Raw genomic sequence first — 12,665 nt, forward strand, 5'->3', positions numbered from 1 at the left:
GGCGGTCTCGGCGTCGGCCGCGCCCGGCGTTGCCGGCTGGCCTGGCGTGGCGTTGCCGGCGGGTGGGCGCGCGGTGCCCGGCGGTGTGGCCGGCGCGTCTTGCGAGGGGAGTGCGGGCGAGTACAGGCCGTCGCCGGCGTCGGCGGTTTCGCTGTAGACCAGCGTGGCCGAACTGCCGGGAGGACCGTTACCGAGCTGGAAGGTGGGACGGGGCTGGGCGCTGAGCACGGTCAGCGGCACTTCGGCGCCGACCTGCACGCCGGGCGGCAACATCATGCGCACCGCGTTGTCGGCTACCTTGACCAGGAAGCTGCCGTCGTTGAACTTGGACATGACCTCGGCCGTGACCGATTGTCCGACCAGGCTTTGCAGCGCGCGCTGGAATGCCGCCTGGCGGCCGTCGCCGACCGGGGCGACGGCGCCGGTGCCGACAGCCGGGCCGACCGGCAGGATGGTGACTGCTGGCGGCAGCATGGCACGCCCCCGCTTTAGACGCTGCCGTAGGCGTTGAGCACGCGCCGTTCAGTGCCGGTGGAGTTGAGCAGTTTGGACAGTTGCGCCATCCACGGCATGGTCAGGTCGCGGATCTGGCGGTCGGCGTTGAGCATCTGGCGGATCAGGTTGATCTTGCGTTCGCGGTCGGCGCCCTGCATCGGCTGCGCCGGCTCCTGCTCGCGCAGCGCCTGTACGTGGGCGGCGCAGCGCTGTTCCAGCAGCACCAGCTGGTCCCAGTCGCTGTGCGTGGCGGCCCGCACCATCTGTTCGGTCAGGTCGGCCATGGCGGCGTACACGGATAAGATATCTTGGCTGGTCATCATGAATCAGGCGCTCGCGAGATTGGTCGGGTGGATGCCGGTGGCGGCGGGGGTGTCGGCGATCGCATTCCAGGCGTCGCGCAACTCGGTCAGCAGGCGCTGCACTTCTTCCAGGATCGCTGGATCGTTGGTCAGGTTGGCCGTCAGCAGGCGCGCGCTCATGTATTCGTACAGCGCGTCCAGGCCCTCGGCGATTTCGCCGCCGGCTTTCTTGTCGAGCGCGGCGCGCAGGCCGCTGTCGATGATCATGATGGCTTTGGAGATCGATTTGCCCTTCTCGCCGATGTCGCCGCTGCGCATGCCGTGCAGCGCCGCGTTCAAGGCCACCATCGCGCCGTCGAACAGCATGACGATCAGCTTGTGGGGACTGGCGGCGACCACGCCGGTTTCCATGCCAACCTTGGCATAGGCGTGCACGCCAGTTTGTCGAGATCCAAACATACTCTGTCTCCTGTTAAAGCGTCAGCGGTTATTGCTTGGCAAGCGCCGCGAACTGTTGCGCCAAGAAGGACGCGGTGGTATTCATGCTGGCGATCGACGAGTCGAGCGCCGTGTACTGGGCGCGGTAGCGCGCTTCGATGTCGCCCAGCCGGGAGGCGAAGGCATCCTTCTGCTTGGCGATATCCTTGACCGAGTTGTTCAAACCCGTGGTGCGGCTGGTGAGCGCGCCATTGGCGCCCAGGTAGCCGGCCGCCAGCGCGTTGAGCTGATAGGCGTAGCCCTGGGAGAAGCCGAAGTTGCCGCGCGAGCCGGTGGTCTCGCCGGTGACCGTCAATTTCAGTCCATCGACCGGTCCGCCCGGCGAACCGGTCAGGGTCTGGCCGCTGCCGGTGGCGGTGTAGCCGCCGATGGTGCCGGCCACGTCCAGACCGTCGACCGATGCTCCGGTGCCGAATACGGCAGAGATGTCGGTGCCGGTCGCCGTGGCGATATGGATGTTCGATTTCGAGCCGTAGTTGGTCGAGGCCAGCTTCAGCTTGCCATCGTCGCCGACGGTGGCGGTGACGGTGGCGCCGGCGTTGGCAAACGCGCTGACGCCGTTGATCGACGATTGCAGCAGCGTGGCCAGCTGGCTGGGATTGTAGCTGCCGGCCGGCAGCGAGATCGTGGCGGTGTTGGCCAGCGTGGCCGGCTTGGTGTCATTCAGCGTCACGGTCCAGGTGGTATCGGCATCGATCACCGTTTCGGCCGGCAGCACGGCGTCGCCCTGCAGCGTTCCCTGGGTGGCCAGTTGGGTGATGTTGATCGGGTAGTCGCCGGCCTTGGTGTTGGTGCCGGAGCTGACAAACTTGACGTCCGGATCGCTGCTGTGGCCGACCGCTGCGAACAGGCCGGCGATGTCGCTGAAGTTGTTGGTGACGGCCTTTTGCAGCTTGGCGTTGTCCAGGGTCAGCGTGCCGTCCTTCTGGAACGAGATGCCGATCTGCGACAGGTTGGTCAGGCTGGTGCCTTGCAAGCCGGTGATCGAGGTGCTCAGCTGGCGACGGATCGAAGCTTGCAGATTGCGCAGGGTCGTATCGCCCAGCAGCGGGCCGCCGGTCTTGGTGTCCGGGTTATAGGCGCCCAACTGCGCTATCTGGTTGTTCAACTCGTTGTAGGCTTTCACGAAGCCGCTGACCGAGCCGGTCAACGAACCGCTGTCCTTGCTGACCGACAGCGACGAACTGCCAACCTTGAGGACGTTGATGGTAACGCCGCTGATCGCGCCGTTGATGCCGGTGCTGGTACTGGTGACGGCGATGCCGTTGACGGTCGCCAGCGTATCGGCGGCGGCCGCCTTTTGGCTCAGGTTTTGTACGCCGCCGGGATCGTAGCCGAGCAGGTTCACCAGTTCGCTATCCGGCGGATTGCCGCCGGAGCCGGCCAGGGTGATCTTCATGGTCGAACTGGCGCCGGTGGAGGACGAGGTCAGTATCAGGTGGTTCGGGGTGGCGTTGGTGCCGCTGGAACCGTCCGAAACGATGCTGGCGGTGACACCGAAGTTGCCCTTGTTGATCGCCGCCATGATCCCTTGCAGCGTATTGTTCGAGCTGTCGATGACGATGTTGCCGCTGGTGCGGCTGGAGTCCGCCGCGAAGCTGGCGCCGATGTAGGCGCCGCCGACACCGGCGGTGAATCCTGCCTTGGTGGGATCGGTGCCGCCGACAGTGATCGGGCTGCCGTCGGCGGACACCAGCGAGATGGAACTGACGGCTGTCGTGCTGGAACCGATATTGGCCGTGCCGCTGTTGCCGATGCCGCCGGTAACGGTGCCGCTGACGGCTTCGGTGATGGCGATGTTGCTGCCGTCCTCGTTCTTGAATTGCAGGTCGCCGCCGGCGGCTGTGCCGGTGATGGTGATGTTGGCGTCCGCCAGTGCGCGCCGGGCGGCGCTGTTGGGCGCCAGGGCGGCATCGAGCGAGGCGGCGGTGATGCCTCCGGCTGCTCCTGCGGCCACACCGGTGGCCTGGGTGGCGATTTCCACACCGCCGACCGACAGCGTATAAGTGCCGCCGCCGCTGGTGTCGATATTGCCGAAAGTCGAAGCGCCGGCGGCGCCGAACAGGGTGGCGCTGGTCAGGGTGGCGGCGGCCTTGGCCGACACGCCGGTGGTGGTGCTCTTGGCGTTGATGGCGTCGGCCAGCAGGCGCGCGCTGCGGGTGTTGCCGTCAGTGGCGATCGCGGTGTTGTTGATGCTGAGCGAGCCTGGCGACAGGCCGCCGCTCGACAGGCTGGCGCCCAGCTGGGTGCCAGTGATGCCGAAGGTGCCGCCGCTGGCGGTGCCGAGCGAGAAATTGATCGTGGTCTTGGCGCCCAGGCCGATGGCGGCCGTCGTGCTCTTCTTGCCGGTCGAGGCCAGCGTTTGCGCCTGCGCGATCTGGCTGACGTTGACGCGGTAGTTGCCTGCCTGCGCGGTGCTGCTCGCGGTGGCGGTCATGACCGTCGGGTCGCTTGGCGTGCTGATCAAGGTTTGAAAGCTGGAGACCGAGGTCAACCCGGACAGCGCCCCCTGGAACGAACCCAATGCGCCGGATAAATTGCCGAACGCGGACACCTTCGCCAGATAACTGGCCGACTTCTTGTCGTAATCGGCCAGCGGCTGCGACTCAACCGCCATCAGCTTGCTGACGATTTCATCGACTTTGATGCCAGAGCCTATGCCTGGTGAAGAGATGCCCACGATGTGCTCCTAAGTAAAGCAATAATATAAGACAATATCGGCAGAATCAAACCGGACTTGAGAGGGGAGAATACCTGCCAGTTCAGGCAAAGCTGAAAAAACGGGCAGCGGTCGGCGGTGCAGGGCGTGGCGGGGCGGCGGTATGGCTGCGCAACGGGCTTGGCCCGTGAGATACACAGCGTCGGCATGCCTGCTTGCAGGATGCCATGAAGACAGAAAAAGCGGCGCGCGCGAGCGCGGCCGCTTCAGGCGGTTTGCTGGATCAGCAAGCCGGAGGCGCCGGATTTCGATTCCAGCGATTTGGCGATTTCCAGCGCTTCGGGCGATGGAATCTGGCGCAGCACTTCCTTGGTGGTCTGGTCGATCACCTTGACGACGGTGCGCTTGGTGTCGCTATCGACCGAGAATTCCAGTCCCTGCGACTTGGCTTGCGCCGACTTGTTCAGCTGCGACACGGCCTGGTTGACCTGCTCCAGCGTCGGTACGTTGGCCGGGCCTTTGACGGCGGCCGCGGTTTCGACTGCCGTGGCCGGCGCGCGCGCAGCGCCCTGGGCGGCGACATCGCCGCTGGCGGCGTTGGCCGGGCGGTCTACTGGGCGGGCCTGGGTGGCCGTGCCGATGGTATCGATAGTCATGATGCTTCCTTTGTGAAAAATCCCCGGTTGAATAAATCAACCGGGGAACCTAGTCAGAGCGACCTTACCGCGTCAACCCTGCCCCGGATTTTAGCCACGCAGCAGGGACAGCACGCCGTTCGGCAGCGAGTTGGCCTGGGCCAAGATCGCGGTACCAGCTTGTTGCAGGATCTGGCCGCGGGTCAGGTTGGCCGTTTCCGATGCGAAGTCGGTATCTTGAATCCGGCTACGCGAAGCGGACAAGTTCTCCGTCGTCGTGTTCAGGTTCGAGATGGTCGAAGCGAAACGGTTCTGGATCGCACCCAGCGACGCGCGGTTGCTGTTGATCTGGTTCAGCGCCGAGTCGATGGTTTTCAGAGCCTTGTTGGCGCCGTCCACGCTCGACACGTCAACCTTGGCTACCGATTGCAGGTCCGAACCAGTGGAGCCGCTGACGATGGTCCCTAAGCCGCCTGCCGAAGCGACGGTGAAGCCGGTGTCGGAAGAGAAGTTCAGCTTGCCGCCGACGGTGATCGTGCTGCCGGTGGCTGGGCCGAGCTGCGAGTTCGCTGCCTGGGCAGCGGTGTTGCCCACCGCTGGCTGGTCAGTGCCACGGATGTTGGTCGTGGGCTTGGCCAGCAAGTCGTCGGTGGCGGCGTTGGTGTTATTGATCTCGATGTCGGCACCGGACGCATTGGACAGCGCCAGTTCCTTGACGCCGGTCGTGTTGTTGGTTTTAATCGATGCCGAGACACCGGTGGTGCCGACCTGGGCATTGATTGCCTGTGCCAAGGCCGACAGGTCGCCGCCTTTGACTTTAGCCGAGATGGTGACCGCGGTCGAGTTAGGGTCGTTTTCCAGCGAGTTATCGCCGCGCAAGGTGAACTGCAGCGAACCGTCGCCAACGCCTGCGGCGGTCAAGCCGGAGATGGTGGCGCTGGTGGAGGCCGTCGCGCTGACGCCGCTCTGTGGCGACAAAGCGTTGACACTGGCTGCAATCTTTTTGGCGGAGTCGCCAGCGGCAATGCTGACATTGGTAGCGACACCACTACCGGAGGTCAGGTTCAGCGTGTCGGCTGCCTGATTGTTGGCCACGTGAGCGCCAGGGGTTGCAGGGGCGGAAGCGGCAGTGGCGTCCGACAAGGTGCCTGGGCCGGCACCACTCTGGAAGAAGGCCGACAGCGTGTTATTGCCGATATCAGTGGCCTTGGCCGATTGTACGCCGATGCTGATGGTCTGGCCGGAGTTGGCGCCGACCTGGAACTGGGCCGAAGTCAGCGAACCGTCCAGTACGTTCTGGCCGTTGAACTGGGTCGACGTGGCAACGCGGTCGAGCTCGCCCGACAGAGCCGATACCTCGTTCTGGATCGATTTGCGGTCGGAATCGGAGTTGGTGCCGTTGGCGGACTGGACTGCCAGTTCGCGGATACGTTGCAGCAGGTCGCCTGCAGTGCTCAAGCCACCCTCGGCCGTTTGAGCCAGCGAGATACCGTCGTTGGCGTTACGTGCAGCCGTGGTATTGCCGCGAATTTGCGAGGTGAAGCGCTCGGAAATCGCCAGGCCGGCGGCGTCGTCTTTGGCGCTGTTGATGCGCAGACCGGAAGACAGGCGTTGCAGGGAAGTCGACAGCGAGGCTTGCGACGTGGTCAGGTTACGTTGCGAATTCAGCGATGCAATATTAGTGTTAATGACTTGTGCCATGATGTTTCTCCAAAATACTTCGATTCGGCGATATGCTCAGTTCCCATTGGTCTGCCTCCACATTCCGAGACAATCAAACCGCTGTTGTAATCGGTAACGGTTGCCCTGCGGGAAAATTAAGGGGCAAACAGCCGGGAAATTTTCGGAATCAGGCCTAAAGTTCAACACGCTTGCCCGTTTAAACGACCGCATTCGGGGAATCTTTAGGGCAAAAATAATTATATTTCGCTCTTTATTTTGGGCAAAAAAAAGCCCGGCGGGCGCCGGGCTGTAAGTATTTTGATAATAAAGCGGCTTAGTCGGCCACCACCACCCGGTTTTTGCCGGTCTGCTTGGCGGTGTACATGGCCTTGTCGGCCCGCTTGACCAGTTCGGTCTGCTCTTCGTTCGGGCGGCGCAGCGCCACCCCGGCCGAGAAGGTGATCAAGACTTTCTCGTTATCGTGCAGGAAGAAGTGCTTGGTCAGCTCGCGCTGCAGCCGGGTCATGGTGCTGGCCGCCGCCTCGACCGAGGTCTCCGGCATCAGGATCAGGAATTCCTCGCCGCCGAAGCGGGCGATCACGTCCATCGAGCGCAGCGTGTCCTTGACGATCTTGACCAGGTGCTTGAGCGCGGCGTCGCCGGCGATGTGGCCGTAGGTGTCGTTGAGCTTTTTAAAATCGTCGAGGTCGAGGATGGCGATGCACAGCGGCGTGCCGCGGCGGTCGGCGCGCGCGGTCTCGCGCTCGAACACATCGTCCAGGCCACGGCGGTTGAGGCTGCCGGTCAGCTGGTCTTCCCGCACCAGTTCGCTCAAATGCTGCAGCTTGGCCTCCAGCGCGTGGATGCGGTTCTCGGCATCCTGCACTTCCTGGCGCGCCAGCACCATCTTGTCGCGCGCCTTCAGGGCTTCGCTCTGCACCAGGCGGGTTTCCTTGAGCACTTCGTCGAGGATGGTGTTGAGCTCGGCGATATTGTCGGCCTTGCTGATCTTTTCCGAATAGCCGCCGATCTTTTCGTGGAAGTCGCCGGTCGAGGCCGCCACTTGGCCGAGGCGGTCGATAAAGGTCATCATCATGTTCTTGACGGTGAGCTTGACGTCCGACAGGCTGTGCTTGAGCTGGCCCTGCTTGTAGATCACTTCCTTCAGGCTGCGCGTGGCTTCCTCCAGCGCGCGCACGTCGATCGGGCCGGTGATCAGGTTTTGCACCGATTCGATCTGGCCGCGCAGCCAGCTGTCGTCGTCGAGCAGCTCGCTGACGTTTTCCAGCAACAGCTTGAACAGGCGCAGCAGCAGTTCCTGCTGTTCGCCGCTGTCGGCGCCGCGCAGCTCGATCTGGTAGCACAGCTGCTTCAGGCGCAGGGCGATCTCGGCCAGCGCCTCTTCGCTGTGGGCCAGCTTGGTGGCCGCGCCCAGCGATTCGGCCTCGGCCACCAGCACCGGGGCGCCGGACAGCAGCGAGGCGACCGCGAAGGTCAGCGTGCGGCTGAGCAGGTCGCGCAGCGTGCGGCTTTGCTCATCCTCGGCCGGCATGCCGGCCACCTCGATGCCGGACTTGCGGCTGATGAAGTGTTTTTCCACCAGCTGCGACAGGGCCTTGGCATAGCCTTCCCAGTCGCGCGACTTGACGGCGCGGTTGAAGCGGCGGCCGAAGTCGGCCAGGTCGCCGGTGTTGTCGGTCAGGCGGGTGGCGAACTGGCTCAGCACCGATTCCGGGCCGGGATCGACCGCGACGACGGGCGCGGCGGCCGGCTCGGCGGGAACGCCGGCGATTTCGTTATAGATGTCGCGGTAGGCCTCCGGCGTCGGCGCTATGCGGCGCACCGCCAGGCGCTTGAACGCCTCGCGTGCGATATCGGCCGGATTCTGCTCGGGAGTGGTGGGTTTGCTGGACATGTTACGCGCGGCCTCTTAAAGGTTTACTCATTCATACCATGATAAGTGCGCGTTGCGTTGGGCATAGCCCGGATAAAAGGCCGGAAGGTAGCTTTCATCTCGGCATTAAGCCTGAGCATTCCTGCAACCGCGTGCGCGCGCCGTCCAGTGCCTATTCTATCAATTGGTTCTTGATTGCGTAATGGGTCAATTCCGCGCTGTTTTTCAGCTTCATCTTGACCAGCAGCCGGGCCCGGTATTCGCTGACCGTCTTGACCGACAGCGACAGTTCCTTGGCGATCATGCCCACCGTCTTGCCGGAGGCGATCATGGTCAGCGTCTGGTACTCGCGGTCGGACAGGCTGTCGTGCGGCGGCGCCTCGTGGTCTTCGCCGACGTGGTTGGCCAGCTCCTGCGCCAGCGCCGGGCTGATGTACTTGAGCCCGCCCGCGACCTGGCGGATCGCCGTCACCAGCTCGCGCGGCGCGCTCTGCTTGGTCAAATAGCCGGCGGCGCCGGCCTTGAGCGAGCGGATGGCGTACTGGTCTTCGCGGTGCATGGACAGCATCAGCACCGCCAGCTCCGGTTTTTCCTTCTTGATCTGCTTGAGCACCTCGATGCCGCTGCGGTCGGGCATGGAGATGTCGAGCAGCATGACCTGGCAGTCCGACTTGCGGAACAGCTTGATGGCGTCCAGGCCGTTCTCCGCCTCGCCGGCCACGACGATGTCGCGCGTCTCGGCCAGGATTTGTTTCAAGCCTTCCCGCACGATGGCGTGGTCGTCGGCGATGAAGACCTTGATGATGGCTTTTTCTGACATGTGATTCTTGATCCTATCTTTTACTATTTCACAGCAGAAATGTTTTCACCCGCTATTGTAGCGCCGGCGGCGGCCGCGATGAGGGCCGCACGCTCGGTTTCGCGCTTAATTTTGATCGTCACCACGGTGCCGCCGCCGGCCGCGTGGCTCAGGTTGAGCGTGCCGCCCAGCGCGCGCGCCCGTTCGGCCATGCCGCGCAGGCCGAAGGAAGCGGGCTTGGCGCGGTCGGCCTGGCGGATGCCGCTGCCGTTGTCGCTGATTTTCAGGCTGACATGGTGCCGCAGCCGCGCCAGCTTGACGCTGACCCGCGTGGCGCCGGCATGCTTGGCGATATTGGTCAGCGCCTCCTGGGCGATGCGGAACAGCGCCGTCGCCTGTTCGTTGTCGAGCTCGACGTCGCGCTGGTTGGCGTTGAAGGTGCAGGCGATGCCCACCTGTTTCTCGAATTCCTTGACCTGCCACTCCAGCGCCTCGACCAGGCCCAGGTCCAGCACGGCGGGCCGCAAGTCCAGCGAAATGCGGTGCACGGCGTCGATGGTGCGGTCGACCAGGGCGTCGACGTAGTCGGTCTTGTCGCGCAGCACCGGATAGTCGCCGATCTCGTCGAGCCGCGCGGCCAGCATGGCCAGCGCCATCTTGATCGCCGTCAGGTTGCCGCCCAGCTCGTCGTGGATTTCGCGCGCGATGCGGGTGCGCTCCTGCTCCTTGACGCGCTCGGCATGGGCGCTCAGCTCGGCCAGCCGGGCGCGCGAATGGCGCACTTCCAGCTGCTCCTGCTTGCTGTCGCTGATATTGGTCATGATGCCGTCCCAGCGCACCGCGCCGCCGGCCAGCGCGTGCGGCGTGCAGCGCAGGTTGATCCACTTGACGTCCTTCCAGGCGTCGACCCAGATCCGGCCCTCCCAGTTCCAGCTCCACAGCGCGGCGGCCGACGCTTGCATGGCGTCCAGGTAGGACTTGCGGTCGTCCGACAGTATCAGTTCGAGGAAGCGGCCGGGATGGGCGTGCAGCTCGGCCGCCGTCAGGCCCAGCAGCGCCTGGCAGCCGTCGCTCAGATAGGGGAAGGAGACGGCGCCGTCGGCATGCAGCACGAACTGGAACACCAGGCCCGGCGTGTTGGAGACGATGGCGTCGAAGCGCGCGCGCACCTGTTCCAGTTCGTCGGCCAGGGCCGCGCTGTCGGGGCGGGGAGGGGAAGCTGCGCTCATGATAATGTTATAAATAGTATGGTTGATTTGACTGCGTCAGCGGGCCCGCCAGCGCGCGCGGAAGCGCCGCAGCAGCCGGCGGAAGCGCGCCATCCAGCTGCCCGGCGCCGGCGCCGCGTGCCGGCGCCAGTGGCGCCAGGCCTTGGCCAGCGCATCGACGCGGCGCCAGGCGGCGGTGGCGCGCAACCGTGCTATCCAGCGCTCCTTCAGCGCCAGGAACCAGTGCAGCAGCCGGGCGAACCAGACGATGGTCATCAGCACCGGCCGCGTCAGCAGGAAGATGCGCGCCACCGCCGCCGCGCCGCCGATCTTGGCCAGCACGATCACGAGCAGGCCCAGCAGCGCGTGGCCGTGCGCCATCGCCCACAGCGCCAGCAGCTTGACCGGGAACAGCAGCGTGGCCGGCAGCACGAACAGCGCCAGCGCGGCGCGCGGGCCCAGCGTGCAGATCCAGGCTTCCAGCCGGTGCAGCGGCGGCCACGACGACAGGCGGCGCAGCACGCGCATGCCGATGTCCCACAGCCAGTCCTCCAGCAACAGCAGCAGCGCCGCCAGGTAGACCAGCGGGGCAAACAGCGAGCGGCAGAAGCGGTGGAATAGTTTCATCGTTGAAGCGTTGTTCTATCGTTATCATGATACGTGAAAGCATCGCCGGCGCGGGGAAAAACACCGAACGTGCACAACAGCCCCGCCAGCGCACGAAGCCGTTACAATAGCCCGCATGAATAAAGCATTTGTCAAAGAGTCGGACCAGGACGACGACGAGGAAGCCGCCGCGCTGGCGCTGGCGATACCGGCCGGGTCGAAGAACTACATCCGTCCGGAAGGCTACCAGCGCATCAAGGATGAGCTGCTGCAGCTGATCGATGTCGACCGGCCGGAAGTGGTGCGCATCGTGCACTGGGCCGCGTCCAACGGCGACCGCTCGGAAAACGGCGACTACATCTACGGCAAGCGCCGGCTGCGCGAGATCGACCGCCGCATCCGTTTCCTGACCAAGCGCATGGACTCGGCCGCCATCGTCGACCCCAGCGTGCACCACGGCAGCGACCAGGTGTTCTTCGGCGCCACCGTCACCTATTGCAACCAGCATGACGAGACGCGCACCATCACCATCGTCGGCATCGACGAGCTCGATCCGCTGAATGGCAAGATCAGCTGGGTGGCGCCGGTGGCGCGCGCGCTGACCAAGGCGCGCGAAGGGGATGTGATCACCTTCCAGGCGCCGCACGGCGTGGAGGAGCTGGAAATCCTCGAGGTGAGCTATCCGGCCCCGGCTGCCGACTAGCGTCCGCCGATCGCTGCGCGGACTGTGCCTGCTGGCGCTGCTGGGCTGGCAGGCTTCCGCGCTGGCGCTGGACAGCTACATCATCGACCTGAACTCCAGCAAATCGGATTTCTATAACAGCCACATCCGGCGCCTGCTGGTGGCTGCGCTGGACGCGTCGAGCCCGAAGTATGGCGCCTACGAGGTCAAGATCTCGACCCTGCGCGTGCAGCGCGACCGGCTGATGCTGGAGATGATGAAAGGGCAGGGCGTCAACCTGAGCGCGCAGGTGACGTCGCCGGAATGGGAGCAGAAGCTGATCCCGGTGCGCATCCCGGTGGACAAGGGCGTGTCGGGCTACCGCATCTCGCTGATCGACGGCCGTGACCAGGCCGATTTCACCGCCGTGCGCACGCTGGCGCAGTTGAAGGCGATGAGCATGGGGGCGGGGCGGCAATGGAGTTCGACCGTGGTGTTTGCGCGCAACGGCTTCACGGTGCAGACGGGGGCGACCACGTCGGGCCTGCACCGCATGCTGGCGGCGCACCGCTTCCAGCATTTCCCGCGCGCGATAGACGAGGCGCTGTTCGAGCGGGAAGAATATGCGGCGGGCTTCCCGCAGCTGGCGCTGGAGCGCAGCATGGCGATCTACGTGCCGCTGCCGCGCTACTTCTTCGTCGGCGCGCAGCCGAGGCTGGCGCAGCGGCTGGAATACGGGCTGCAACTGCTGGTCGCCGACGGCCGCTTCGACCAGATCTTCCACGAATTCTATGACGGCCTGATCGAGAAGGCGGGCCTGCGCAAGCGCCGCCTGTTCCGGCTGGACAATCCACTGCTCTCCCCGCAGACGCCGCTGGCCAACAAGGCCTATTGGTACGACCCCTTCGATCAGCGCTGAGCGCTTGACGCCAGCGCGCAATGGCTTGCCAAATAAAATATCATTTATTGGCAATGTTACTTTTATGGTAAATTCCTTGTGGAAATAATTTCAAGCGAAGACTTCGCTTGATTGTGTTCTTGAATTTACCTAAGGGAGTTTGCATGGAGTCATTGCATCGCCGCCGGGTTCGCTCTGCGTTGACCGGCATCGTTGGAGCATCTGTGAGCTTGAGCATGTTCGCGGGCGTGGCATATGCCGCGCCCGATATCACGGTCCGGTATGTGCCGATGTCGCCAGGCGAGGCCGTTCTGAACCTCTCACTCAGCGGAGACGGCCGCTACGTCG

11 protein-coding genes and 1 pseudogene are annotated in these 12,665 nt (G+C 64.4%); 2 read left to right on the forward strand and 10 right to left on the reverse strand.

What is annotated here, in order from left to right; all coding sequences use genetic code 11:
* The 10 genes and pseudogenes from GEV01_RS05180 to GEV01_RS05225 all read right to left on the reverse strand — a co-directional run.
* A pseudogene (locus GEV01_RS05180) lies at positions 1 to 474 on the reverse strand (flagellar hook-length control protein FliK); the annotation flags it as partial.
* 14 nt (positions 475 to 488) lie between these two features.
* Positions 489 to 818 (reverse strand): flagellar protein FliT, encoded by a 330-nt coding sequence (locus tag GEV01_RS05185; RefSeq protein WP_152802353.1) that lies wholly within the window; start codon positions 816 to 818, stop codon positions 489 to 491.
* Between the two features lie 3 nt (positions 819 to 821).
* Positions 822 to 1,256, reverse strand: coding sequence for a flagellar export chaperone FliS (fliS, locus tag GEV01_RS05190; RefSeq protein ID WP_152802354.1), 435 nt, complete (start codon positions 1,254 to 1,256; stop codon positions 822 to 824).
* Positions 1,257 to 1,284: 28 nt separating this feature from the next.
* Complete coding sequence (gene fliD / locus GEV01_RS31400; protein ID WP_328595443.1) at positions 1,285 to 3,975, reverse strand: flagellar filament capping protein FliD; 2,691 nt, start codon at positions 3,973 to 3,975, stop codon at positions 1,285 to 1,287.
* A gap of 245 nt (positions 3,976 to 4,220) precedes the next feature.
* Positions 4,221 to 4,610, reverse strand: coding sequence for a flagellar protein FlaG (locus tag GEV01_RS05200; RefSeq protein ID WP_152802355.1), 390 nt, complete (start codon positions 4,608 to 4,610; stop codon positions 4,221 to 4,223).
* A 90-nt stretch (positions 4,611 to 4,700) separates the two neighbouring features.
* Entirely contained in the window at positions 4,701 to 6,290 is a 1,590-nt protein-coding gene (locus GEV01_RS31405; protein WP_152802356.1) for a flagellin N-terminal helical domain-containing protein, read from the reverse strand.
* Positions 6,291 to 6,585: 295 nt separating this feature from the next.
* Positions 6,586 to 8,166 carry a GGDEF domain-containing protein gene (locus GEV01_RS05210; protein WP_152802357.1) on the reverse strand — a complete coding sequence of 527 codons (1,581 nt, stop codon included), beginning with the start codon at positions 8,164 to 8,166 and terminating at the stop codon, positions 6,586 to 6,588.
* A gap of 151 nt (positions 8,167 to 8,317) precedes the next feature.
* Positions 8,318 to 8,965 (reverse strand): response regulator, encoded by a 648-nt coding sequence (locus GEV01_RS05215; protein ID WP_008451315.1) that lies wholly within the window; start codon positions 8,963 to 8,965, stop codon positions 8,318 to 8,320.
* A 23-nt stretch (positions 8,966 to 8,988) separates the two neighbouring features.
* Positions 8,989 to 10,173, reverse strand: a complete 1,185-nt coding sequence (locus GEV01_RS05220) for a sensor histidine kinase (protein WP_152802359.1) — start codon at positions 10,171 to 10,173, stop codon at positions 8,989 to 8,991.
* A 36-nt stretch (positions 10,174 to 10,209) separates the two neighbouring features.
* Positions 10,210 to 10,779 carry a hypothetical protein gene (locus GEV01_RS05225; protein ID WP_152802361.1) on the reverse strand — a complete coding sequence of 190 codons (570 nt, stop codon included), beginning with the start codon at positions 10,777 to 10,779 and terminating at the stop codon, positions 10,210 to 10,212.
* A 115-nt stretch (positions 10,780 to 10,894) separates the two neighbouring features.
* Here GEV01_RS05225 and greB point away from each other — a divergent pair, with 115 nt between their 5' ends.
* Complete coding sequence (gene greB, locus GEV01_RS05230) at positions 10,895 to 11,461, forward strand: transcription elongation factor GreB (protein WP_008451309.1); 567 nt, start codon at positions 10,895 to 10,897, stop codon at positions 11,459 to 11,461.
* A gap of 139 nt (positions 11,462 to 11,600) precedes the next feature.
* Complete coding sequence (locus GEV01_RS05235; RefSeq protein ID WP_328595444.1) at positions 11,601 to 12,338, forward strand: hypothetical protein; 738 nt, start codon at positions 11,601 to 11,603, stop codon at positions 12,336 to 12,338.
* The last annotated feature ends 327 nt before the right edge of the window (positions 12,339 to 12,665 follow it).

The organism is Rugamonas rivuli (genome assembly GCF_009380165.1).
GTDB lineage: Bacteria > Pseudomonadota > Gammaproteobacteria > Burkholderiales > Burkholderiaceae_D > Rugamonas > Rugamonas rivuli.